Origin of the sequence: Collinsella sp. AM17-1 (genome assembly GCF_003470665.1) — a bacterium.
Taxonomy (GTDB): domain Bacteria; phylum Actinomycetota; class Coriobacteriia; order Coriobacteriales; family Coriobacteriaceae; genus Collinsella.
The window spans coordinates 16,973-41,955 of sequence record NZ_QRJZ01000006.1 but is presented as its reverse complement, the minus strand read 5'-3'; the positions used below and the strand labels follow the sequence as shown (position 1 = coordinate 41,955).

Here is a 24,983-nt window from a genome sequence, read left to right as displayed (position 1 = left end):
GCAACGCGGTTGAACGGTTGCGTTTGCGCCGTGAACGGTATGGAGACGCCCGGTGAGATGATCCACCGGGCGCTTCCATTCGCAATGTCCTAGATGTCAAAAACGTAGCGAGACCCAACGATCCGCTGACGACCGATGATAAACGGCCGCCGCTGTTCATCGAAAAAGAAGGCTTCCATATAAAACAAGGGTTCGCCAACGGGAACTGCCAACAACCGAGCGACCTCGGGCGACGCGCACGCGATCTCAAGCGTGCATGGGTCGGTAAACGCGGGCGTGCGGCCCGTCCGGTTGCGCACGAACTCAAAAATGGATTGGTTAGATAGAGGTGCCGTTGATAGATAGGCGTTGTCCTCGTAAACATATATGTTGTTCTCGAGCATGACAGGGACGCCATCGGCAGTACGCACGCGCTCAACGCAGATCAAGTCAGTTCCAACGGGAACACCAAAGAACTGTGCTTCGGTGGAATCCGCCGGCAGTATCTTTCTCGAAATGACACGCGCCCCCGGTTCCATTCCGTTTACGCGGCATGCGTCCGAAAAACTCTGGACGTCATCCTTCTGGCGAATCTTGCGTTTGAGCTTGGGGGCATTGACAAACGTGCCTTTCCCCTGTCGCTTCGTTAGATAGCCCTGTTGGACGAGCTCCTCAATAGCGCGTCGCACGGTAACGCGGCCAACTTTATAGCTCTCAGCCAATTCGAATTCGTTGGGTATCCGCGCGCCTGCCTTGTAGGCACCGGAGTTGATTTCGTTTTTGATGATATCGATAACCTGTTGGTACAGCGGTATCGCTGCTTTACCGTCAGTTAGCCCTTCAGTCGGTGGCATATACCCTCTCCAAGCACAATTAAGTCTAAAACGGACTTAGGGGCATTCAACAAGTCCTTAAGCCCGCATTAGCTTAAAGTATGCTAGGTGTCGCACCAAAATGTCGGCTATTTACTCATCAGACCCGAAAAACGCGCAACTACCGCGCTCCTAAGAAAGCGTGAGCAGCTCCGGCAGCTGGTCGATGATCTTGTCCGCGGCATCCTGGCTAAAGCCGAAGCGCTCCTCGCGCTTGGCAATGACTGTCAGGCCGGCTCGCTTGCCGGCAGTGATGCCAGGCACCGAATCCTCAACGCAGCAGCAGCGGTCCGCGGGCAGCCCCAGCAAGTCCAGTGCATGCAAGTAGATATCGGGCTCGGGCTTGCTCTCCTTAAACTGCTCGCCGCTCACCACATATTCAAAGGCATCCGACAACCCGCACGCGTTGAGCACTTCCTCGATGCTATCCACGGGAGACGAGCTGGCAAGCGCCACGCGAACGCCACGGCGCGGCAGCTCTCGAATCGTATCCACGGCGCCTGGGTTAATCAAAGTCTGATAGTCGCGCGGACGCGTATGCGCCCACTCGTCCCAACGGGCCAACGCTTCTTCGCCAGTGAAATGCCCCTTACCGGCACGCTCAAACCAATCGACCAGCATATGCAGGAAGAACTGATGCGAGGTACCGACCTGCCCATTCAACTCCTCTTGAGTCAGGTTCAACCCAAGCTCCTTGGCAAACGCGGCAGTCTCGCCCAGGTAGTAATACTCGGTATCGACAATGACACCGTCCATGTCAAAGATAACGGCGTCGAACGGAAATGCAGACACGGCACCCTCCCTAACAAAAGGGCGCCTGTAAGCAGGCGCCCGAACCATGCATTATCGGCGATTCTAACCCAGCAGCTTATCCAGCGCCACCGCAATACCGTCTTCGTTGTTATTGGCGGTCACCATCTGGGCCACAGCCTTAACCTCATCGACGGCGTTGCCCATGGCAACACCGGTGCCGGCCCACTCAATCATGGACTTGTCGTTCTGGCCGTCGCCAAACGATACGACCTCACTGGCATCGATGCCGAGCTTGGGCAGGGCACCCTCGAGCGCACGGGCCTTGTCGATACCGGGCGCCGTGTACTCAAAGTACCAGTCAGCCGTAAACATGCCCGAAAGCGTCTGGGTAAAGGGCGCATACATCTCCTCGTAATGCGCCTGCAGGTACGCGGGGTCGCCCGCGGTGAGCAACTTGTCTACCGGATAGGCGTCTGCCACCTCGTGAAGACTCTCGACTTCACGGATCTTGAGATCGCAGGCATCGCGCTCGTATTTGACGATGTTTTTCTGCGAGCCATCCGGCAGCGTAATCATGCAGCGGTACGAATCCTCGACATGCAGATCGCGACCAAGCGAGATGATGGGGATCACGTCGAAATTGCGCAGATGATCAATCAGACGGTGCAGCTCGTCAGCCGGCATGGCTTGGTCAAAAAGGACCTCATCGGTCTGAGCGTCAACCACATGCGCGCCATTAAAGGCAACTAGCAGACCGTCATGGTTTTGAAGATCGAGCTCCTGCGCCAAGGCGTGCAGTCCCCATGCGGGACGACCCGAAGCCAAGATGAGCTTAATGCCCGACTCCTGCGCCGCGAGCAGCTTCTCGCGCGTGCGCGGGCTGATGACCTTCTGGTCGTTGGTGAGCGTACCGTCGATATCCATTGCGATGGCTTTAATTGCCATATGCGCCTCCTTGCATCGTTTTTCCGTGCACCATCTTATCCGAGCCGGGGCACGTTCGCACGGCGCGGCGCGTGACGGCAGCAAAACCACCCCATTTGAAAAAGTAAAAAAGTACTTGCAAAGACGAACCCCGACATTTAAGTTAAAAAAGACCGCCGTTGCGGTTTTGAGTAGATCGAGCATATGCAGTTTGAGTTTTAGCATGTAAGAGAAGGAAGATCGGCAAAGTACAACCCCAAGCGTAATGACAACTTAATGAGGTAACTGCCATATGTGAGGCATCCCGGGCATTGCTGTCTCGATTTTGAGCACAGTGCGCTCCGCCTTGCATGGGCAGTCCCACCCCGCCCCCGCAGCAACCGCCTCACGGGCTCATTGAAAACCGCATAGCACCCCAACGTCAGCACATCACCTACGGCAAGCACATCACACCTGACAACCGACACATCAACAAACAGCACGAACATCAACCGATTGGAGAAGCTATGACAACCTACCGTATTGAAGACGGCAATAAAGGAAGCGTCCTGGATGCCCGCATTGAGCGAGCACCCGCAAACAAATACGACGCCGCCTTTGCCGCCGCAACCATCGAGAACTTCGCGTCGCTGCCGCTCGCGACGGTCTTGGCCGGCAAGCCTCAACTGCTGAAGCGCTGCATCAAAATCATGGGCGATCCCAACATTCGCAGGCTGACAGATCCCTATGCCCCAAATCGAGATAACGAGCCTCGCGTCCTTACTATGGGCTGCTTAGCCCATATGCTCACGGCGCTCGACACGAAACTCAAGCTCGAATGGACACCCGACGAACGTTGCAAGCTCGAAATCAAGCGGGACGCCCTGTGCACTGCATTGTTCCTTCCGCTGAACGACCTCAAGCGCGGCAACGTCGAGCTCGATGCGCAGACCCGGCAAATGCAAATGCCCGGCACCGCGAGGCAGAAGACCCCAAGGCCCCGTGCGACCGTTATCGACCGCAACCGCCATAACCAGTTGACCGCGCAGTTTTCCATCGATGAGGCAGCCGTTAGAGCCTTGGTCGACACATTGTGCCTCCTGAGCATCAACGAACTGTTCGAGGGCTATCTCGCCCTTGTCCCCGCGACGGCACCCAAGTCGGTGGCAAAAATCATCGAGACCTGCAGGCACCAGTTTGGGCGCCATCGCAACGACGAGGAAATGAACGCCAGCATCGTGCGGTACTACAAGGCCCATTACACAAACGGCGAACGCGCCCCAGTGGAGCATCAGCTACGACTCGCATACACCACGCCCATCGCAACGCTCCATCGCTTTGGAGCCCTTGACACCCGAGAGCCGCACGAACAGGCGGCCTGTCCCGAAACCGAGCTCGATCGCAGGCTCGGACGAACCCGATAGCTCGCCCGCCGCGAGCTTTCCGTCGTGGGCGACATCAACAGTGCGATGGCGCATGACCTGTGCCAGCAGATCCGCCTACTCGAAGCCGCCGACCCCACCGCCCCCATCACCGTCTTTGTCTCCAGCCCCGGCGGGAACGTTCGCGCCGGCCTCGCCATCTACGACACCATGCGTCTCTCGCCGTGCCCTATCCACACCGTCTGCCTGGAGCTTGCGGCCTCTATGGGCGCCATCATCTTTATGGGTGGCGACGAGCGCCGCATGGCGCCCCATGCAGAACTCATGATTCACGACCCGCTCATCCCGCAAGGAGCTGGGGGCTCGGCCCTAGCACTCCAGGAAACAAGCCGGCGTCTCATGCGGACCCGCAAGGCCCTGACGCAAATCCTGTCTGATCGCAGCGGTCTTTCGGCCAAGCGCGTACAGACGCTCACGGCAAAGGACACATATCTTTCGGCCGAGCGCGCCGTCGAGCTCGGCTTTGCCCACAGCATCCTCACCTCGACCAAGGAGACCGCTCATGTCTAACCTCAACGCAGCTCTGCACGCCCCGGCCCCTGCCATCCTTGCGCAGGGTCATATGCTCTCGTGCAATACACGCCAAACGGGTCTCAACAACAATATGCTCGTGATCGGCCCTTCGGGAGCCGGCAAGACCCGAAACGTCCTCAAGCCCAACCTGCTGCAGATGAACGCGAGCTATATCGTGCTCGATACCAAGGGCACGATCTGTCGCGAAGTGGGTCCCGTGCTGGCGGCCCACGGCTACCCTGTGCAATGCCTCAACTTTGCCGACCTCAACAACGCCCCGGTCCTTGCGCATGGCATCGAGCGCTGCGGCTACAACCCCCTGAGGCATATTCGCCGCAAGGCGGACGGCAGGCCCAACCAGCAGGACATCCTCTCGGTGGCAAAGGCAATCTGCCCCATCGAGGACAACAACCAGCCTTTTTGGGATCATACGGCAGCAAACCTGTTGTCGTGCTTCATCGCCTACGTCACAGAGCAGCTGCCCGCCGACGAGCAGACGATCTGCTCGGTCATCAAGCTCATCGAGCACCTGGAGGACGGCGCCACGGGCCGATTGTTCGATGACCTGATCACGACCGACCCCCAAAGCTATGCCCTCTCGCTCTGGCGTCGCTACGCCATTACGCAAAGCGCCGAGCGCATGCACGCAAGCATCGTCGGCATTCTCGCCGAAAAGGTCATGTGCCTGGGGTTCGACGGCGCGACGCAGCTCTATCAGGAATGCCATCAGGTGGACTTCGCCTCCATGGGACACGCCCCTTGCGCCCTATTTGTAACCGTGAGCGATATCGACCGCAATCTCGACCCACTGACCAGCCTCTTTATTACGCAGGCGTTTATGGGTCTCATGCGCGAGGCCGACAAGCAGCCCGACGGCAGCCTGCCCGTGCCCGTGCGCTTTATGCTCGACGATTTCGCGAACCTGCAGATTCCCCAAATCGACAACGTGCTCTCGATTATCCGAAGTCGCAACATCTGGGCAACGCTGCTGCTGCAGTCGACCAATTAGCTCGATGCGCTCTACGGCGAGGCACGCGCACGCTCCATCATGGGCAACTGCGACGCGCATCTGGTGCTGGCGTTCCAAGACCCCGAGAGCGCCCGAGTGTTTTCCGACCGAGCCGACGCATTGCCCAGCACGCTTATGGCGACGCCGATCGATCGCTCATGGCTCTTTGTGCGCGGTCGCGCCCCCGAGCAGGTCGAACGCTTTAGGCTCGAAGACCATCCGCTCTACGGGGAGCTGCCCGAGGCGCAGCGAGGCCATGCGGAGGCCGAGATCTAGGCGCAGGGTTCTCGCAGCGCGCGGCGCCCCGGCGATGTTCCACAAAGGCCGTGCGCCCCGGGACCACGGCAAAGCAAAGGGGCCCGCATCCGATAGGATACGGGCCCCTGACTATAAGACGCGATGCGTTAACAGCAGCGACTACTTGCGATGCGCGCGGTAGAACTCGATGAGCGCCTGAGTCGAAGCGTCCTGCTCGGCCTTGGCGGCGTCGTCGTGGAAGGCCGGGGTGATCTGCTTGGCAAGCTGCTTGCCCAGCTCGACGCCCCACTGGTCGTAGGAGTCGATGCCCCAGACCGTGCCCTCGACAAACGTGATGTGCTCGTACAGGGCGATGAGCTCGCCGAGCGCGAACGGGGTCAACGTGTCGCCGAAGATCGAGGTCGTCGGACGGTTGCCCTCAAAGCAGCGGGCCGGGACGATCTGCTCGGGCGTGCCCTCGGCGCGCACCTCATCGGCCGTCTTACCAAAGGCGAGCGCCTTGGTCTGGGCCAGGAAGTTGCCCAGGAACAGCTCGTGGACATCCTGGCCGCTGTCGGTTGCGGGATTGGCAGTGTTGGCGAAAGCGATAAAGTCGGCCGGGACCACCACGGTGCCCTGGTGCAGCAACTGGTAGAAGGCGTGCTGACCGTTGGTGCCGGGCTCGCCCCAGAAGATCTCACCGGTGTCGGAGGTCACGGCGCTGCCGTCCCAGCGGACGTGCTTGCCGTTGGACTCCATGGTGAGCTGCTGCAGGTAGGCCGGGAAACGGTGCAGGTACTGGCAGTACGGCAGTACGGCGTGGCTCTTGGAACCGAAGAAGTTGACGTACCAGACGTTGAGCAGGCCCATCAGCGCGACGGCGTTGTTCTCGAGCGGGGTATTGCAGAAGTACTCGTCGATGGCGTGGAAGCCCTCGAGGAACTGCTGGAAGCGCTCGGGGCCGAGCACGACGATCAGCGACAGGCCCACGGCGGAGTCGACGGAATAGCGGCCGCCGACCCAGTTCCAGAAACCGAAGGCGTTGGCGGGGTCGATACCGAAGGCCTCAACCTTCTCGAGTGCGGTGGAGACGGCGACGAAGTGCTTTGCCACGGCCTCGGCGTTCTGCTCATCGGAGCCGTCGATGGCGCCCTGAGCCTTGAGCTGCTCGAGCATCCAGGTCTTGACCTCACGGGCGTTGGTGAGGGTCTCGAGCGTGGTGAAGGTCTTGGAGACGATGATCACGAGCGTGGTCTCGGGATCCAGGCCCTTAAGCTTCTCGGCCTGGTCGTTGGGGTCGATGTTGGAGATATAGCGGCAGTCGATACCGGCGTCGGCATAGGGACGCAGAGCCTCGTAAGCCATGACCGGGCCCAAATCGGAGCCGCCGATGCCGATGGACACCAGGTGCTCGATCTTCTTGCCGGTAACGCCCTTCCACTCACCGGAGCGCACGCGCTCGGCGAAGGCATACATGCGGTCGAGGACCTCGTGCACGTCGGCGACGACGTCCTGGCCGTCGACGATGAGCTGACCCTTCTCGGTTGCCGGGCGGCGAAGCGCGGTGTGCAGGACGGCGCGGTCCTCGGTGGTGTTAATATGCTCGCCGGAGAACATGGCGTCGCGGCGCTCCTCGAGCTTCACCTCGCGGGCAAGATCGCACAGCAGCTTGACGGTCTCATCGGTCACCAGGTTCTTCGACAGATCGAAGTGCAGGTCACCGGCGTCAAAGCTCAGCTTGTTCACGCGCTCGGCATCGGCGGCGAACCAGGCCTTGAGGTCGATACCTTCGGCCTCGAGCTTCTCCTGATGAGCCTCGAGTGCCTTCCAAGCGGCAGTCGACGTAGCATCGATAGGTGCGGCAACAGTTGCCATAGAGTCCTCCTCAGCATACGGGCGCACGCCTCCATGCGCCCGGACATTCAGATGCCACTATTCTAGCGCAGGTCAAGACTACAATCAGCGAGCGTTGCCAATCGGCCCCCAAACGGCAACCGATCAAAAAGGGACAGGCTTATTTTGGCAGGTCAAACGCTTTACCAACCAAAAATAACCCGTCCTTTTATGGCAAATATTAGGCCGCGGCGCAGACGCTACCGAGTAACTCACGCAGAGGAGACCCGATGCCCTCCAGCAGTTCGGGCGCGATAATGGCAAAAACGGGAACCTCGCCGGTACCCACAACGGCGGGCACTTTTCCCTCGGAGACGATGCATCCGTAGGGAACAAAGCCGTCCTCGCCGGCATCAAGCACGGCCATGCAACGAGCGAGTTCACGCGCAAAGCTCGCCGTATCGGCATCGCCAATCGCCAGGACAAAGTCCACGCCTTCGTCGGTCGCCAGGGCCACGGCTTCGTCGATCAGCTCGTCTCCCCCGTCGCCTCCAACCGAGCCGCAGCGGAAAAGCACGCGCTCGAGCAGGGCGCGATCGAGCGAGCCCAGCGCCGCCGAAACGAGCTCATCACGCGTGTGCTTGTCGCCTCCCAGCACGACCAGTGCCTTGGTGCCGCCATAGTGGGCAACCAATCGCCCGCACCAGCGAGCCACATCCCCATCCGCAACCAAGCGCGTCGGCATACCAAACCCATAGTTGACCATTATCCCCACAACCCTTCCGTGCTTTATGGTGGTATCAATCGTTAGCCTCATGCTACGAAGCGAGCTTTTCCGAGCTGTTTCGCGCTCTTTAGGGCTGCGTTAAAAACCCGATGCAACCGCACGACCATACCTGCCAAATAGGGACAGGTTTTGACGGTGTCCGGTCGAGCAGGTATTATCGAACAGGTATTCGATAAGAACATGTGTTTGATGGGAGGCTCGGATGGAGCACGAGCAGCACACCTACATCTGCATCGACCTCAAGACGTTTTATGCCAGCGTCGAGTGCGTCGATCGTGGGCTCGATCCGCTCACCACCAACCTGGTCGTTGCCGACGAATCGCGCGGACGCACGACCATCTGCCTCGCCATCACGCAGGCCATGAAAGACCTCGGGATACACAACCGCTGCCGTCTGTTCGAGATTCCCGACGGCATCGGCTACATCAAGGCCATACCGCGCATGCAGCACTACATGGAGGTGTCGGCGAAAATCTACGGCATCTATCTGGAATACGTGAGTCCGCAAGACATTCACGTCTACTCCATCGACGAATGCTTTATCGACGTGACGCCCTATCTGGACCTCTATCACACCGATGCGGAAGGGTTCGCCTGCACGCTGCGCGACGAGGTCTTGGCGCGCACCGGCATCACGGCGACGGTCGGCATCGGCCCCAACCTATTCCAGGCCAAGGTAGCGCTCGACATTACCGCCAAGCACGTACCCAGCCGCATCGGCATACTCGACGACGGGACCTTTCGCAAGGAGATCTGGCCCCATCGCCCCATCACCGACATCTGGGGCATCGGCCCCGGCGTGGCGGCCCGTCTCGAGAAATACGGCGTCTACGACCTGATGGGCGTCGCCGCACTCGACGAGAACCTGCTCTACGACGAACTCGGCGTCAATGCCGAATATCTCATCGACCACGCCTTCGGGCGCGAGCCGACAACCATCGCCGATATCCAAGCCTATCGCCCGCAAGCGACCTCGACCGCCACAGGACAGGTGCTCTCGAAGGGCTATGCCTACGAGCAGGCCTACACCGTCTTACGCGAGATGGTCGACAACGCCGTACTGGACTTGATCGATAAGCACGTGGTGTGTGACAGCATCTCGCTCTTCGTGGGCTACGCGAGCGAGCGAGCCGACATACGCCGCCTCGACGCCAGCGGTACAGCGCAATATGTGGACGGATGCGGACACCTACGCTCGAGCACGTCGAGTATCGAACCCACCGCAACCGCCGGCCCCGAACTCGCGCCCCGTGCGCCCAAGCCCGTCCAACGCGATGACGAACGGCACCGCTTGGTGCGCGAGGCGCAGGCAATCGACGGCATCTTTGTGGGGGAACACGGCGGCAAACCGCGCGGTGGCTATGCCGCACTCTTCGCGCACTCCAACGCCTCGCGAAAACTGCCCGAGCGCACCAATTCATTTAAGAAGATCATGGGCTATTTCGATGAGCTCTGGGCGCAGACTGTCAATCCCAAACGACCGGTCAAGCGCATCAACCTGGGATTTGGCAATCTGGTACCCGAAGAATTTGCCACCATCGATCTGTTCAGCGATATCGAGGCCGATGAGCGCGAGCGCGACCTGGCGCGCGCCGTCCTGGCCGTGAAAGGCAAGTACGGCAAGAACGCGCTCGTCAAGGGATTAAGCTTTACCGCCGGCGCCACCGCGCGCGAACGCAACGGCCAAGTTGGAGGACATCGTGCCTAAACCCAAGCAGCAGCCCGTGCGCCCGCCGACCGCCTTCGAGCGCCTGGCGGACCCCGAGGGCAGACGCCGCGCCGCCGACCCCAAGCTCACTGCCAACGGTGCCGTGCGCGCCAACCGCGCCGCACAGTTTATGCCCTTTGCCGCCCTCACGGGATACTACGAACTCGTGCGCAAGCAGGAAATCACCGTCGAGCCAAAACGTGAGCTCACGGAAGAAAAAGCCCTCGCGCTTTCTAAAAAGCTCGAGGGTCTCAAACGTGGCGACTTGATTCGTGTCACCTATTACGATACATACGGCTATCGCAGCCGCACCGGCATCCTCGACGAGGCGCTCCCCGCCTTCAAGCTCCTCAAACTCCGAGACATCGCCATCGACTTCGACGACATCCAAGACATCGAACTGCGCGGACGAGCCTAGCCAAGGAAGCGCATCCAGGGCGGCGCTTACAGAGTCATGACGTAGTAGCCCGCGTCTTTCACGGCCGTCTCGAGGACACCACGATCAACCGGCTGCTTAGAGCGCACGCGTGCCGTGTGGTCCGCATACGTCACCGTTGCCCACACGCCATCCAGCGCATTGAGGGCATTGGCTACGTTCTGAGCGCAGCCGTCACAGTTCATGCCGCCGATGAGCAGCTCATCGCTATAGGGATAGTGTGACGCATCGGTATCCACCACAACAACCTTTTTGGCCTTCTTGCCGCTCGTACCATCGCTGCAGCAACTCTTCCCGTGTGTCGAAGCGGCAATGCGACGCAGTCCAAAAAACATGCCGACGGCAATGACGGCCAGCACGATGAGATTCGCAGGGTTGAGCAAGTCACTCATGCGCTCCCCTTTCAAGTAGCACTATCTAGATACCCCCATGGGGTGCCCCCATCTTAACCCAAAATCATGTCTGTTCGGTCAATTAGTTTCCCTCTTCAAACTTTTTTGTTGACCATGGCTTACTTTCGTGTATAAGTTTTCCTAGGCTAACAGTTTAGATCCGTAAGGAGCGCCGTGACTCGAACCATAGACATCCCAACGTTTCAGGCGGCAGTCGTGCGCAACTGCTCTCCCACGCTCGCGGGCATCAAGCCGGCATCGCTCTTTACCTATCCAGGCACCTACGCCCACGGGGACGGCTCGACCACAACCGAAACCATTGCAGAACGCCGAGCACGCCTGCTCAACGTTATCGCCCAGTGCAATCGCGAGCTTGACCCGCTCGGCATCCACCTGAGTGTTTTGGTCTGGCGGCCCTGCGGAGCGCTCGTGTACGCGTACCGAGCCAAAAGCCTCACCACCTATTTCGCAGACCCTCGCGTCCAAACGGCGCTCACCTCGGAAGGCTACGACACGAGAGACCTTTCGGCATGCCTTGTGCATTTGGCATCACGCATCACGCTCGCGAGCAATAACGTCGCGGAATGCGCCTGCAGCCAGACTCGATGCGCACTACCCCAGCAAGCTAGCTGCAGCAAAGACTGCACCTGCGAGTTTCCGCACGAAATAGGCTACTTCCTTGGATATCCCTACGACGACGTGCACGAGTTTATCGTCCAGCGCGGCGAGAACTACAAGGTCTTTGGAGCTTGGAAGGTCTACACGAATGTCGAGCAAGCGCTTGCGATGTTTGACGCCTACCGCGCTTGCACTCAATACCTCACCTTTGTCTATCAGCAGGGCTGCAGCTTGGCGCAACTTGCCCAGGCAACCCGATAGAACATAGAAGCCGCGGCAACCTGCCGCACAACTGAAAGGACTCAACATGAGCAAGATCGCCGTCGTCTACTGGAGCGGCACGGGCAATACCGAGGCCATGGCAAACCTCGTCGCCGAAGGCGCCACGTCCGCGGGGGCCGAGATTGAGGTCATCCCCTGCGCCGACTTCTCTGCCGACAAGGCCGCCGAATATGATGCCTTCGCCTTCGGCTGCCCCGCCATGGGCTCCGAGGAGCTTGAGTATGACGAGTTTCAGCCTATGTGGGACGAGGTCAAGGAGACCCTCGGCGACAAGAAGGTCGTCCTCTTTGGCTCCTATTCGTGGGCCGAGGGCGAGTGGATGGACAACTGGAAGGCCGACGCCGACGAGGCCGGCGTCAACGTCGTGGACTCCGTCATTTGCTACGATGCGCCCGACGATGAGGGCGAGGCGGCCTGCAAGGCCCTCGGAGCCGAGCTCGCGTAACGAAACCAGGCCTCCAAAAGAGCCTGTATCACAGCGCATCCCCATCCCTACAAAAGAGCGGGGGCTGGATTCAAGTCCAGCCCCCGCTCTTTTGTAACGGCAGTTACATCAACCGGCTACGAGATATTTCCCAAGAACGCCTTGGTGCGCTCGCTCTTGGGGTGGTCGAAGACCTCGCTCGGCGTACCCTCTTCCACAATGACGCCGCCGTCCATAAAGATGACGCGGTCGGCGACATCGCGGGCAAAGCCCATCTCGTGCGTCACGACGATCATGGTCATGCCGTCGCGTGCCAGGTCGCGCATGACACCCAGGACGTCGCGCACGAGCTCGGGGTCGAGCGCCGAGGTGGCCTCGTCAAAGAGCATGACGTGCGGGTTCATCGACAGGGCGCGGGCGATGGCAACGCGCTGCTGCTGACCGCCCGAGAGCTGGCTCGGCATAAAGTCGATACGCTCGGCAAGACCGACCTTGGTCAGCTCCTCGACGGCAATCTTCTCGGCCTCTTCCTTGCTGCGCTTGAGCACCTTCTGCTGCGCGAGCATGACGTTCTTTTTGACTGAGAGGTGCGGGAACAAATTGAACTGCTGGAACACCATACCCAGATGCGTGCGCACCTTGTTAAGATCGACGCCCTTGGCGCACACGTCCACACCCTCAACGACAATCGAGCCACTCGTGGGATGCTCAAGACGGTTGATGCAGCGAAGCATCGTCGACTTACCCGAGCCCGAGGGACCCAGAACTACGACGACCTCGCCCTTGTGCACATCCAGATCGATATCGCGCAGGACCACGTTATCGCCAAAGGCCTTCTGGAGGTTCTTGATGCTGACGACGACCTCGTTCGAGTTATTGGTTTCGCTCATGATAGGACCTCCTTACAGACCGGCGATGTGATCGGCGGGCGTCGCGACGACCTGTCCGGCGCTCTTGGCGGGACGCTTCTTCTTAGTTTCGGCCGTGCCCAAAAGCCTCGCCTCAAGGCCGCTCACCAAGCGAGCGAGCGGCAGGGTGATGACCAGATAGAACAGGGCGGCAACCACGTACGGTGTAATAGAGCCCGTCGTGGCCACGATGGTGCGGGCGTTCATGACGATCTCGACCACGCCCACGGCCGCGAGCAGCGACGTATCCTTGTAAAGCAGGATGAACTCACTGGTCAACGTTGGCAGAACATTGCGGAACGTCTGCGGAATCATAACGTAGAGCAGTGTCTGGAAGGCGTTCATGCCCAGCGAGCGCGCAGCCTCGTTCTGGCCCTTGGGGATCGACTGAATACCGGCACGGAAGATCTCGCACAGGTAGGCGGACGAGTTCATGGCCATGACGATGACGCCCAGCACATAGTCGTCAACCTTGACGCCGGCCAGCGGCAGGCCAAAGAACGCGATGTAGATCTGCAGGAACGCCGGCGTACCACGAATGATATTCACATAGATACCGGCAAGGCAACGCAGGATGCGCGACTTGGAGATGCGCATGAGCGACAGGGCGAAACCAAAGGGAATTGCCAGCGGAAACGCCACGAGCACGATCGAGAGCGACATGAGGAAGCCTTTGAAGACGATCGGCAGGCTCTGGACCAAAATGACCGGGTTCAGGAACAGGCGCAGGAACATGTTGGAATTCCATGCCTCGACCCACGGCTGCTCCTTAAGGTCGGCCAGGAAGTTATCGAATGCCGTCACGCCCTTGATCTCCACCGACGGAATCTTGGAGATCTTCTTGGTCGAACCATCGGCCAAAGTGTAGGTGCCGCTAAAGGCCTCGTCGCCGCCCTCGACGGGGAAGGTCACGCCGTAGACCTCGACACGGAAATAACCGCCGGCGGGCACCGTCTCACCAAAATCGATCTTGAGCGTCTGACCATCGACCTTGCACGTGGGCTTCATGGGCGTACGGTCCATAAGGTCATCGCCCGAGAGCATCGTCAGACGCGTGTCGTCCGCACCAAAGGTCGTGCCATCGACAAACGTCAGCGAAAGACCGCTCAGCTCCTCATCGGCATCGGCCTGGACCTCCCAGGTGATACGAGTCTCGGTGCCACCGACCACGTCGCTACCCGAACCGGTATTGGGTCGGGCGGTGATCTTTGTGGTCTCAAGTGCCTGAGCAGTCGAGGGCACGCAGGCCCCCGCGCATACCAGGGCGAGCGCCACAGCCAGGGCACAGGCCAGCTTTTGGAGCATCGAGGGCAGTGGATGGCTCTTGCCCATGGCTCCTTGGTTCAATCGAGACAAGGTGGCTCCTAACGTTTAAGTTGCCGACATAACGGGGCGGGATGACGCCCATTCAAGAAACGCAAAGGCCCTCTCCGCCAAAACGGAAAGGGCCCGCGTGCAATCAAGTAGCTATTTTACTTGATGTTGTACTTAGCCATAAGGGTGTCAACGGTACCGTCATCGGTCAGGTCCTTGATGGCCTGGTTGACGTCGTCCTTGAGCTTAGTGTTGCCCTGGTTGATGGCGATGGCGTACTCCTCGCCGGTGCTGATCTGCTTGATGGTCTGGCAGGTGTTGAACTGCTCGGCGGTCAGCTGGCTGGCGACGGAGCGGTTGGTCACCACGGCGTCACCCTTATCGGACTGCAGGGCGCTGAAGCACTCGGTGGCGTCCTTGTAGGGAACAATCTTGGCCTTGGGGAAGTTCTCCTGGGCAAAGGCCTCGGCGGTCGAGCCAGACTGGACGATGATGGTAGCGTCGGCGTTGTTGAGCTTCTCGCTGTAGTTGTCGGCCGTGATGTCGGTGTTATCGACCTTGGTCACGATAGCCTGATCGTCCATGTAGTAGGAATCAGAGAAAGTGACTTCCTTCTCACGCTCGGGCGTGTCGGTGATAGCCGCGATGGAAACGTCATACTTGGCGCCCGAAGCGACGCCCGGAACCAGCGTGTCAAAGTCATTGTTGACATACTCGACATCCAGGCCCAGCTTGTCGCCGATAGCCTTGATGAGCTCAAGGTCAAAGCCCTGGTAGTCGCCGTTGTCGTCCTTGTACTCAAACGGAGCGTACTCGGCAGAGGTGCCGACGGTCAGCGTACCGTCCTTGACGAGCGCGTACTCCTTGGAGCCATCGACCTTCTCGACCTTCGCGTCGTCAGAGCTGCTGGAACCGGCATCGGAACCAGAGGTGGCGTTGGACGAGCCGCAACCCGTCAGTGCAAGAGCGAGTGCCATGGCACCCGTGGCGGCAAATGCGCCAAGCTTCTTAAGCTTCATGATCAGTCTCCTTCCAATGACCCCACGTGATTCAGAGGTCTGCAAAAACTGAGGGCTATTATGCACCCGCTTGTAAGAATCTGCAATTAGAAAACTGATTGAAACAAATCCATAACGTGAATGAAGCATTCCACTTTGTGACAGTTATTACTGCTGCAATGACTTTAATAGTTTGATTTCAGCTGCATAACCTGCAAGTTCGTTCGGTGTCTCCAAAATGAACGGCAGTGCACGCAAACGGCTATTCGATACAATATTCTGCATAACCTGCATACCGGCGCCAAACTCCTCGCTGCCAAGGTATCCCTTGCCGATGCACTCGTGACGATCTTTATGGGCGCCACAGGGATTCTTTGAATCGTTGATGTGTACGGCATGCAGGCGATCGATGCCCACCACGCGGTCGAACTCGTCGAGTACGCCGTCCAGATCATGGATGATGTCGTAGCCGGCATCGCTCACATGACAGGTGTCCAAACAAACGCCCAGCTTATCGGACAGCTCTGGGCACTTGGCGGCAACGCCCTCGATAATGCACGCCAGCTCTTCAAAGCTACGGCCCACCTCGGTGCCCTTGCCCGCCATGGTCTCGAGCAACACCGTCGTCTGCTGTCCCTCAAACATCACCTGGCACAGCGTGTCGACAATCATCTGAATGCCGGCGTCTGCCCCCTGTCCCACATGCGCACCGGGATGGAAGTTGTAGTAATTGCCGGGCAGCGCTTCCAGACGCTGCAAGTCCTCGGCCATTGCCTCCAAGGCAAACTCGCGCGCCCGCTCTTTAGCCGAACAGGGGTTATAGGTATACGGGGCATGAGCCACGAGCGGACCGAAGTCGTTTTGCGCCATAAGCTCGCGCAGAGCCGCCACGTCATCCATATCAAGGTCTTTTGCCTTGCCACCACGCGGGTTGCGCGTGAAGAATGCAAAGGTATTGGCGCCAATGGATAGCGCCGTCTCCCCCATTGCCCGATAGCCCTTCGTCGTCGAAAGATGACACCCGATCGTTAGCATCTCCAACTCCCCCTCATCAGTTGCGGTGAAATACGGTCTATTGGTGCCTTATTTTGGCGCAAACAGACCGTATTCCACCGCAAGATATAAAAGGGGCATCAGGGGCAAGGTCCGCCGAGCCCCCTTGAGCACCAGCACCGCAGCCTAGAGCGTCAAGCGAATCGCATCAATGATCTGCGCACAGCGCTGTGTGGCGGCAAGGGGCATGACGGGACTCTCGAGTTTCCCCGCCCGGATGAGCTGGGTCACATGATGAATTTCGCCGTAGAAATCATCGACCTCAAACGGGGCATTTATTTCGAGCATTCGTCCGTCGGAGTACTTCACATGGGCGAGCTCGGGGCGATGGAGGCGCTCGATTTCCAACGAGCCCCGCTCGCAGGCAATCGTTAAACGGCTTTCACATGCTGCTTTGCCGTCGCACACCATATGAATGGGTATACCGCCGACACTCATATGGATCTCATCGGCCCAATCCACGCGGCCACCCGATACGTCACGCCAGCGAACTTCACGAGACGAAACATCGCACGCACCCGCAAGAAGATCCTCAAACCACCCGACCGCGTAGCAGCCCATGTCATATAGACAGCCACCCTGCAACGGATCGAGCAGATAACTCGAAGGCGGCTGACCATAATCGAGTTTTTGCACGCTTTCGATCGAGACGATACGGCCAAGCTCGCCCGACGCAAGCAAACCCTTCACGCGAGTATGCATCGGACAAAACCGATTCTTCATCGCCTCCATAAACAGTACGCCGCGCTCGCGAGAGGTGGAGGCAATCGATAGAGCCTCTTCCTCACTCAAAACGGCCGGTTTTTCGCACAGCACGGCCTTTCCCGCGCGCAGTGCCCGACAGACCCAATGCGCATGCATGCCATGTGGAAGAGCCAAGTAGATTGCGTCGACATCGGGGTCGGCAATCAGCGCATCATAAGCCGCATCGCCGCTATCGTCAGTCGTGGCATAGCTGTGCGCGGTATCAATCGAAAACGCCCTGCAAAACTCCTCAACATGCGAAGGGGTGCGACCGGCGGCAGCCACAAGCCGCGCCCCGTCCACCTCCTTGAGCGACGATGCAAATCGATGCGAAATGTGCCCAGCGCCCAAAACGCCCCAACGAACCTCGCGCAAATCATCACATGAATCCCGATGGCCCACGACAGCCCCCTTCAGTTGCGGTGGATTAGTTCCTGTTTAAGCCCCATTCTGCCGCAAACAGGAACTATTCCACCGCAAGCTATAAAAGGGTCATGAGGAGCGCGTTTTGCCGAAGGCCTTGAGCACCGCCGTCACGGGGCCAGGCTGAAAACGGCGGCGTACGTCGTCCAAGCGCCCGGGAATATCGATGTGTTGCGGGCAGTGACGCGCGCATTTGCCGCATTTAACGCAGTTGCTCACCAACTTGGGCTCGCTCGTCCGCACCGCGCTCGCCGTAAAATACTGCGATAGACCCGTAAACCAGCTGTGCGCATAGCTTGCATTGTAGGCGGCAAAACACCCAGGGATATTGATGCCTTTGGGACACGGCATGCAGTAGCCGCATCCCGTACAAGGCACGCGATTCGATTTTTCAAATTCCGTCAGCACGCGCGCAATGGTATCGAGCTGAGCGCCCGTCATCGAATCCGGCAGGGCTCGGTCGGCCAGCGCCGCGTTCTCATCCACTTGCGCGGTATCGGTCATGCCCGAAAGCAGCATCGTGACCTGAGGATGGTTCCACACCCACGAAAGCCCCCAGGCGGCAGGAGTGCGCAGGCGCGGGTCATGGGCGCCATCGAGCACGGCGCGGGCCCGCGGCGGCAGCTTGCCCGCCAAACGCCCGCCCAACAGCGGCTCCATCACAAACACCGCGAGCCCGCGCTCGGCGGCTGCCATGAGCCCCGCCGTCCCCGCTTGGTAGCGCTCTCCAGCGTAGTTGTACTGGATCTGGCAAAAATCCCAGTCATACGCGTCAAGCATCGTGAGGAAGTCCGCCGCACTGCCGTGGTACGAAAAACCTATCTGGCGAATACGCCCCGCAGCCTTTTGGTGCGCAATCCAGTCCTCGATGCCCAACGCCACCACGCGCTCCCACTGGGCGGGCGAGGTGATGTTGTGCATAAGGTAATAGTCGATATGGTCGGTCCGCAGGCGACGCAGTTGCTCGTCGAAAAACCGGTCGAAATCCTCCGCGCACTTGCACGAAGCGTGCGGCAACTTAGTCGCCAGCAACACCCGGTCGCGCAGCCCCAAGCGCTCAAGTGAGGCGCCCACGCATGCCTCGTTACCGGGATAGAGATACGCGGTATCCAGATAATTGATCCCCTGCTCCACCGCATGGGAAATGATGGCGTCGGCTGCCTTAGCGTCCGGATGGCCCGGCGCACCGGGAAACCTCATGCAGCCCAGACCGAGAGCGGATATTCGGTTACCACTTTTGGGGTCAACGCGGTATTGCACGGCCCCTCCCTTCGCCATCAGCGCCCCGGCACGGCGAAACACAACGGTCACGCGGCCGAAACATCGTGGAATCGCAATCGAGAACGTATCGTAACGCAGCAGAAATCGAGCCGTCATGACACCGCTTTAACATCAGCAAAAAGCCCGATGAAAGGAGCCACCCATGCCCGCGCTCGACCTTTGGAACCTCGCATCCCAGCTCAAAAGCACCGATTATCGCTGGGTCAACCTCACTCACACGCTCTCGTGCGACACCCCACACTGGTTTGGCTTTAAGCCGTGAGTTCCCATGCGTTTGTTCTTCTAAATACCGCTATCCGGAGCACGCAACACGCTCCGGTAAAACCAGAGTTGAGGCTAACTTTAGGACCCCACGATCTCGTCCTCATCATCACGGCAAAGGACGACGCCGGCGCTTCCCAGCGCAGCGACAGCAATCAGGGCCCCCACAACGATAGGAGCAGCTCCGCACGTGCCCTGCATACCCGCGACGAGCGCGGCCGTAGGACCAAGGCAGCCAAGCGTCAATGCAACGGCGGCAACGGCGATATCTCGAGCGTTCACAAGACCACTTCCTCCACGAGAACGACTTTGTTTCTCGTGACTTAGTGTGCCCCGCGCCCATATGCGCGGCGTACGGCCACGGTAAGCGCTCTGTTAACTCAAGCACGCACAAAAAACGGACGCCCTTACGTTGCCCAAAGGCTCGGTAAAGACGCCCGCCCGTCATGTCCTATTGGCTTATGGCAGATTACCAACCGGTATAGTAGTCGGTGGTTCCGGCAGCACAGCCGGAGTCATAGACCTTGCACTCGCCCTTAGAGCCCGTAAAAGTCGAGCCCTGGGCCTTATCGCCCGCGGCAACGACGTAGTAGCCATCGGAATCGCGCCAAAAGCCCTCGGAATCCTGCGTCCATTCGCCCGTGCGGTGGTGATACAACACGTTGCTGCTGTAATAAGTCTCGCGGCGGCCGTTATAGTTATTGACGCCGCTCGAGCGCGTCAGACCCGAGCCGTTCGCGCAATACGCAGCAGACGTGTAAGACGAGCCGGAGCCGGCGTTGTAATACGAAGCCTGAACGGCCTCAGCGGCCTCGGCTTCGGCTGCGGCAGCCTCGAGCGCCTCGCGCTTGGCATCCTCAAGCGTGGAGCGAAGCTCGTCGAGCTCGGTCGACTTGGCGTCGACCTCATCCATCGTCAAAAGACTGCCCGCACCGTCGATGCAACCCTGTAGTACAGCGCGCTCGTCATCGGTGGCATAGTCACCGTACATGTTCATAATGATCTGAGCGCGCATCTCCAGGGAATCGCGCTTTGCCCCCATCGAGGCGTTCCACTCCTGCATAGAGCCATAACCGTCGCCGCGGTAGTCGACGGGCTGCACCAGCGTCGCCTCGGACGACGTAGATCCGACCGTATCGGATAGTGTCGTCGCGTGGGCATCAGTTGCGCCGGCGCCCGCCAAAAGTGCCACGGTCAGAGCGGCGGAAAGGGCGGCGGCTTTCGGTTTTCGTGAATCGATCCTCATGTAGCTGGAAACCTCCGTAGTACGTTTTTGCTGCGTTTAAGCTGCGTGTGATTCGATCGCGCTGCATAGTACCCCGAGCAAATCGCGACCTGCGGTTTTTCTCAAAAGGTGCACGTCAATTGCGTAAAACTCACATCCTCTCAACAGGAGTTTTCCATAACTCGAATGCATAAAGCGTGTCAAAAACCCTGTTTTTGCACCCGCTCTATGCAAAAAAGGCGCCTGTGCAACCATTGTTCGCACAGGCGCCTTGAGCAGGCATTTTATGCAGTTATACCTATCGAGTCGCAAGGGGTCCTTGCACAAGTCGCCTTACTCGTCCAGCGCGGCGAAGGCCTGCTTCAGATCCCAAATGATATCCTCGGCGTTCTCGGTACCGATGGAAAGACGGATCGTGGAGGGCGTGATGTTCTGCTCGGCGAGCTCCTCGGCAGAGAGCTGGGAGTGCGTGGTGGTAGCCGGGTGCACGACGAGCGACTTGACGTCGGCCACGTTGGCGAGCAGCGAGAACACCTGCAGATGATCGATGAACTTCCAGGCGGCCTCCTGGCCACCCTTAATCTCAAAGGTAAAGATCGAGGCACCGCCACGGGGGAAGTACTTCTGATAGAGCTCGTGATCGGGGTGCTCAGACAGGCTCGGGTGGTTCACCTTGGCGACATGGCTGTCACCAGCCAGGAACTCAACGACCTTCTTGGTGTTCTCGACATGACGGTCAACGCGCAGCGACAGAGTCTCGGTGCCCTGGAGCAGGATCCAGGCGTTGAACGGGCTGATGCAGGCGCCCTCGTCACGCAGCAAGATAGCGCGGACATAGGTTGCGAAGGCGGCGGGACCGGCAGCCTCGGCAAACGAGACGCCATGGTAGGAGGGGTTGGGCTCGGCGATCTGCGCATACTTGCCGCTCGCCTTCCAATCGAAGTTACCGCCGTCGACGATCACACCGCCCAGCGAGGTGCCGTGGCCGCCGATGAACTTGGTTGCGGAGTGAACGACGATGTTGGCACCATGCTCCAGCGGACGGAACAGATACGGGGTGCCGAAGGTGTTGTCGACGACAACCGGCAGACCGTGCTTCTTGGCAATCTCGGAGATGGCGTCGATGTTGGGGATGTCAGAGTTGGGGTTGCCGAGCGTCTCGAGATAGATGACCGTGGTGTTGTCCTTGATGGCACCCTCAACCTCTTCCAAGTTATGGGCATCGACAAACGTGGTCTCGACGCCAAACTGGGAGAGCGTATGCTCCAGCAGGTTGTAGGAGCCACCGTAGATGGTCTTCTGAGCCACCACGTGGTCACCGGCCTGGGCAAGGGCCTGCAGGGTATAGGTGATGGCAGCAGCGCCGGAGGCGACGGCAAGACCTGCCACGCCGCCCTCGAGTGCGGCGATACGGTCCTCGAAGACACCCTGGGTGGAGTTGGTCAGACGGCCGTAGATGTTACCGGCGTCGGCAAGACCAAAGCGGTCGGCGGCGTGCTGGGAGTTGCGGAACACATAGCTCGTGGTCTGGTAGATGGGCACGGCACGGGAGTCGGATGCGGGATCGGCGCTCTCCTGGCCAACGTGCAGCTGCAGGGTATCGAAACCAAAGGTGTGCTCAGGGTTGTTGATGAACTGGCTCATGATGATCTCCTTGATCGAACGAAAGTAAATAAAAAGAGAGAAGTAATTCGCTGTCTCCTGATCACGCCGACGGGCGCAAACAGGAGCCCGGCATTCGTCTTGGTAAGCAATTCATATGCAGGCCTCCTTTCGCGTCCCGGTTCCGTAGTTGGCTTAATTACCTACCGCCTTTGTGTGTTTTGAATAGTACGGGCATTGTCTCCCTCGGTCAATCACTTAAATGCGCTAACTTGTTATCGGTTTTTTAGATAGCTATCGAAAGGACGGGCGCCAATGACCCTCCAGCAGCTTCGCTTTTTGATCGCCGTGGCAGAGTCCGGATCGATCAACGCCGCAGCCCAGCGCCTCTATACGGCACAGTCCAATATCTCCAATGCCGTCAAAAGCCTAGAGCAGGAGCTCCATCTGGAGATCTTTACGCGCTCCAGCCGCGGCGTCACGCTCACCAACGACGGCACCGAGCTTTTGGGCTATGCGCGCCAGGTCGTAGAGCAGGCCGACATGCTCGAGGCGCGCTACGAGGACGGCGGCACCCCGCAAGCCCGCCTCGCCATTTCCGCCCAGCACTACGCCTTTTCGGTCGAGGCCTTTGTCAACGTGGTCGAGCGCTGCCGCGACAGCAAGTTCGAGTTCATCATGCGCGAGACCACCACAGCGCAGATCATCGACGACGTACGCGCGTTTCGCAGCGATATCGGCATTCTGTATCTGGACGACTTTAACGCCCGCGTTCTGCAGAAGGCCTTCGCCGATGCCCGTGCAAGCTTCCATCCCCTATTCGACGCGACGGTCCACGTCTTCGTTAGCGAGCGCCACCCGCTCGCACGCCGCCCGCAGCTGTCCCTTGCCGACCTCACGCCCTATACGCGCTACAGCTTTGAACAGGGGACCTCAAACTCCTTCTATTACGCCGAGGAACCTTTTAGCTATATCCCTTGCGACCGCAACATACGAATCTCGGACCGCGGAACACTTACTAACTTACTTATCACGTCGAACGGTTACACCCTGTCGACCGGTGTCCTCTCCAATGAAATGCAATGGGGTATGGCATCGATCCCGTTAGCAGACGCCCCAACGATGCACGTAGGCTATATCATGCACGACGAGCGCAAGCCCTCTCCCCTCTTGCAGCAATACCTCGACGAGCTCAACCGCATCATCCATGCCAACTAACTGTCGGAAGACGGGGTAGAAATCGTAGATTGCTAGCCCCCGGCGGGCATGGCGCTACAATGGTCACTCACATGAAACGCACTCAACGAAAGGAAGCCCGTGAAGGTCATCATCTATACCGACGGCTCGGCCCGATCAAATCCGGGACGCGGCGGCTACGGCGCCGTGCTCAAATACACCAACCCCGCCGGCAAGACCTTTACCTCCGAGCTTTCGCGCGGCTACGCCAAGACCACCAACAACCGCATGGAACTCATGGCGGTTATCGTGGCGCTCGAGGCGCTCAACCGCCCCTGCGAGGTCGAGGTCCATTCCGATTCGCAGTACGTCGTCAACGCCTTCAACAAGCACTGGATTGACGGATGGAAAAAACGCGGCTGGAAGACCGCCAACAAGCAACCTGTCAAGAACCGCGATCTGTGGGAGCGCCTGCTCACCGCAAAGAGCAAGCACAAAGTGGAGTTCATCTGGGTTAAGGGCCACGCCGGCCATGAGCTCAACGAGCGCTGCGACGAACTTGCCACCACGGCGGCCGACGGCAGCAACCTCGATATCGACACTGGCTTTAACGAGAGCGACCTGTAACGGCGTTTTCGCACGCTATTTCCTGCCTCCTCGCGCTACACTCATCCTGTAAACCGAACGGCACGAGGGGGATACATGCTGCGCATAGCGACCATCGGCACATCCATGATTACCGACGACTTTATCCAAGTCGTCAACGCCAATGACCAAGCCGCGTTTGTGGGCACGCTTTCACGCGATGCCGATCGCGGTGCTGCCTTTACCGCCGAGCGCGGTGGCGAGCGAAGCTTTACTTCACTCGATGAGCTTGCGGCAGCCGCCGACGTCGACGCCGTCTACATCGGCAGCCCCAATGCGCTCCACTACGAGCAGGCGCTCGCCTGTATCGCCGGCGGCAAGCACGTTATCGTCGAAAAGCCTTTTTGTGCCACCGAGGCGCAAGCGCTCGAGGTCTTTCGCGCAGCCGAGGCGGCGGGCGTCGTAGCCCTCGAGGCCATGCGCCCGCTCCATGACCCTGCTTTCCACGCCGTCGAGGACGCCCTGGGCGAGATTGCGCCCATTCGTCGTGCATCGTTGCGCTTTGGCAAGTATTCTTCGCGCTACAACGAGGTTCTCGCGGGGCGCGCCACCAATATCTTCGACTGCCACATGGCATCGGGTTCCCTCATGGACATCGGCGTCTACACCGTCGAGCCCATGGTCGAGATCTTCGGCATGCCCTCCGGTCTTACGAGCATGACTACTCTGCTCGACCCCACCACGCGACAGCTCACGCACGGCCCCATCGACGGCTGCGGCTCCATTCTCGCCAGCTATGGCGGAGGCCGCATTTCCGTCGAGCTTGCGCATTCCAAGATCACCAACGATCTGCTGCCCTCGCAAATCGAAGGTGAGCGCGGCACCATCCAGATTGACCATCTGTCCACGCCCCGCAACGTACGCATCGATTATCGCGGCGACGTCGTGCGCGGATCGGCGACCGAGGCGCCGCGCGAGCAAGGCGACAACGGACGCGCGCTCGACCTTCCCAAATCGAGCAACACCATGGAGTACGAGCTCGCGGACTTTATCACCGCCATCGGCGGCATCGATAACGTTAAGGAAGAGATTTGGGAGACCCCGGCGGGACGTCACGAGCTTGGCCACTACCGCGATGTCACGCTCGTCTCGCTGCGCATCATGGATGCCGTGCGCCAGCAGGCCGGCATTACCTTCCCGGCCGATGCAGGCAAGCAGGCCTAGC

Annotated in this window: 23 protein-coding genes and 2 pseudogenes; 10 read left to right on the top strand and 15 right to left on the bottom strand. The window is 59.4% G+C overall.

The features are described 5' to 3' along the window. Window positions 1–89: 89 nt before the first annotated feature. From DW195_RS04395 to DW195_RS04385, 3 genes are all read right to left on the bottom strand, one after another. Entirely contained in the window at window positions 90–833 is a 744-nt protein-coding gene (locus tag DW195_RS04395; RefSeq protein ID WP_117786622.1) for a GntR family transcriptional regulator, read from the bottom strand. A 150-nt stretch (window positions 834–983) separates the two neighbouring features. Next, window positions 984–1,643: an HAD family hydrolase gene (locus DW195_RS04390; protein WP_370215084.1), complete on the bottom strand. Its 660-nt coding sequence runs from the start codon at window positions 1,641–1,643 to the stop codon at window positions 984–986. 63 nt (window positions 1,644–1,706) lie between these two features. Further along, window positions 1,707–2,549, bottom strand: coding sequence for a Cof-type HAD-IIB family hydrolase (locus DW195_RS04385; protein ID WP_118205963.1), 843 nt, complete (start codon window positions 2,547–2,549; stop codon window positions 1,707–1,709). Between the two features lie 485 nt (window positions 2,550–3,034). Between DW195_RS04385 and DW195_RS04380 the strand changes: the two genes are divergently transcribed. The 3 genes and pseudogenes from DW195_RS04380 to DW195_RS04370 all read left to right on the top strand — a co-directional run bounded on the left by DW195_RS04380 (window position 3,035) and on the right by DW195_RS04370 (window position 5,747). Continuing rightward, entirely contained in the window at window positions 3,035–3,931 is an 897-nt protein-coding gene (locus DW195_RS04380; RefSeq protein ID WP_118205962.1) for a hypothetical protein, read from the top strand. Window positions 3,932–3,949: 18 nt separating this feature from the next. Beyond that, a pseudogene (locus DW195_RS04375) lies at window positions 3,950–4,459 on the top strand (ClpP family protease); the annotation flags it as partial. Beyond that, window positions 4,452–5,747: pseudogene (locus tag DW195_RS04370) on the top strand (type IV secretory system conjugative DNA transfer family protein). The pseudogenes DW195_RS04375 and DW195_RS04370, both read left to right, overlap by 8 nt. 141 nt (window positions 5,748–5,888) lie before the next feature. On the opposite strand, the gene pgi reads toward DW195_RS04370, so the two are convergent. Both pgi and DW195_RS04360 read right to left on the bottom strand, forming a co-directional pair. Beyond that, window positions 5,889–7,583: a glucose-6-phosphate isomerase gene (gene pgi / locus DW195_RS04365; RefSeq protein WP_089573015.1), complete on the bottom strand. Its 1,695-nt coding sequence runs from the start codon at window positions 7,581–7,583 to the stop codon at window positions 5,889–5,891. 199 nt (window positions 7,584–7,782) lie between these two features. Next, window positions 7,783–8,307 (bottom strand): iron-containing alcohol dehydrogenase, encoded by a 525-nt coding sequence (locus DW195_RS04360; protein ID WP_158567897.1) that lies wholly within the window; start codon window positions 8,305–8,307, stop codon window positions 7,783–7,785. 223 nt (window positions 8,308–8,530) lie between these two features. Between DW195_RS04360 and DW195_RS04355 the strand changes: the two genes are divergently transcribed. Then, entirely contained in the window at window positions 8,531–10,036 is a 1,506-nt protein-coding gene (locus DW195_RS04355; RefSeq protein WP_118205960.1) for a DNA repair protein, read from the top strand. Beyond that, on the top strand, window positions 10,029–10,454 hold the full coding sequence (locus DW195_RS04350; protein ID WP_233540813.1) for a hypothetical protein: 426 nt from the start codon (window positions 10,029–10,031) through the stop codon (window positions 10,452–10,454). The genes DW195_RS04355 and DW195_RS04350 overlap by 8 nt, the downstream gene beginning before the upstream one ends. A 26-nt stretch (window positions 10,455–10,480) precedes the next feature. On the opposite strand, the gene DW195_RS04345 is transcribed toward DW195_RS04350, so the two are convergent. Beyond that, window positions 10,481–10,864 (bottom strand): heavy-metal-associated domain-containing protein, encoded by a 384-nt coding sequence (locus tag DW195_RS04345; protein WP_117583897.1) that lies wholly within the window; start codon window positions 10,862–10,864, stop codon window positions 10,481–10,483. 174 nt (window positions 10,865–11,038) lie between these two features. Here DW195_RS04345 and DW195_RS04340 point away from each other — a divergent pair, with 174 nt between their 5' ends. Continuing rightward, window positions 11,039–11,743 (top strand): DUF3793 family protein, encoded by a 705-nt coding sequence (locus tag DW195_RS04340; RefSeq protein WP_117646573.1) that lies wholly within the window; start codon window positions 11,039–11,041, stop codon window positions 11,741–11,743. 46 nt (window positions 11,744–11,789) lie between these two features. Next, window positions 11,790–12,209, top strand: a complete 420-nt coding sequence (locus DW195_RS04335; protein WP_117646574.1) for a flavodoxin — start codon at window positions 11,790–11,792, stop codon at window positions 12,207–12,209. 116 nt (window positions 12,210–12,325) lie between these two features. On the opposite strand, the gene DW195_RS04330 is transcribed toward DW195_RS04335, so the two are convergent. From DW195_RS04330 to DW195_RS04290, 9 genes are all read right to left on the bottom strand, one after another. After that, window positions 12,326–13,078, bottom strand: a complete 753-nt coding sequence (locus DW195_RS04330; protein WP_118205959.1) for an amino acid ABC transporter ATP-binding protein — start codon at window positions 13,076–13,078, stop codon at window positions 12,326–12,328. Window positions 13,079–13,090: 12 nt separating this feature from the next. Continuing rightward, window positions 13,091–14,428, bottom strand: coding sequence for an ABC transporter permease subunit (locus tag DW195_RS04325; RefSeq protein ID WP_233502381.1), 1,338 nt, complete (start codon window positions 14,426–14,428; stop codon window positions 13,091–13,093). A gap of 140 nt (window positions 14,429–14,568) precedes the next feature. Further along, window positions 14,569–15,429, bottom strand: a complete 861-nt coding sequence (locus DW195_RS04320; protein WP_117583895.1) for an ABC transporter substrate-binding protein — start codon at window positions 15,427–15,429, stop codon at window positions 14,569–14,571. A gap of 147 nt (window positions 15,430–15,576) precedes the next feature. Next, on the bottom strand, window positions 15,577–16,443 hold the full coding sequence (locus DW195_RS04315) for a deoxyribonuclease IV (protein ID WP_118205958.1): 867 nt from the start codon (window positions 16,441–16,443) through the stop codon (window positions 15,577–15,579). Window positions 16,444–16,587: 144 nt separating this feature from the next. Beyond that, complete coding sequence (locus tag DW195_RS04310; RefSeq protein ID WP_233540812.1) at window positions 16,588–17,607, bottom strand: Gfo/Idh/MocA family protein; 1,020 nt, start codon at window positions 17,605–17,607, stop codon at window positions 16,588–16,590. A gap of 90 nt (window positions 17,608–17,697) precedes the next feature. Next, a complete protein-coding gene (locus DW195_RS04305; RefSeq protein WP_233540811.1) occupies window positions 17,698–19,005 on the bottom strand; it encodes an aldo/keto reductase in 1,308 nt (435 codons plus the stop codon). 246 nt (window positions 19,006–19,251) lie between these two features. Beyond that, complete coding sequence (locus tag DW195_RS04300; protein ID WP_118205956.1) at window positions 19,252–19,452, bottom strand: hypothetical protein; 201 nt, start codon at window positions 19,450–19,452, stop codon at window positions 19,252–19,254. Between the two features lie 187 nt (window positions 19,453–19,639). Further along, window positions 19,640–20,416, bottom strand: coding sequence for a hypothetical protein (locus DW195_RS04295; RefSeq protein ID WP_117716544.1), 777 nt, complete (start codon window positions 20,414–20,416; stop codon window positions 19,640–19,642). Window positions 20,417–20,728: 312 nt separating this feature from the next. Further along, a complete protein-coding gene (locus tag DW195_RS04290) occupies window positions 20,729–22,039 on the bottom strand; it encodes an O-acetylhomoserine aminocarboxypropyltransferase/cysteine synthase family protein (protein ID WP_118205955.1) in 1,311 nt (436 codons plus the stop codon). Window positions 22,040–22,312: 273 nt separating this feature from the next. On the opposite strand from DW195_RS04290, the gene DW195_RS04285 reads away from it, so the two are divergent. From DW195_RS04285 to DW195_RS04275, 3 genes are all read left to right on the top strand, one after another. Next, entirely contained in the window at window positions 22,313–23,215 is a 903-nt protein-coding gene (locus tag DW195_RS04285; RefSeq protein ID WP_117646581.1) for a LysR family transcriptional regulator, read from the top strand. Between the two features lie 99 nt (window positions 23,216–23,314). Continuing rightward, entirely contained in the window at window positions 23,315–23,800 is a 486-nt protein-coding gene (rnhA, locus tag DW195_RS04280) for a ribonuclease HI (RefSeq protein ID WP_117564440.1), read from the top strand. A gap of 75 nt (window positions 23,801–23,875) precedes the next feature. Continuing rightward, window positions 23,876–24,982, top strand: a complete 1,107-nt coding sequence (locus DW195_RS04275; protein ID WP_118205954.1) for a Gfo/Idh/MocA family protein — start codon at window positions 23,876–23,878, stop codon at window positions 24,980–24,982. The last annotated feature ends 1 nt before the right edge of the window (window position 24,983 follow it).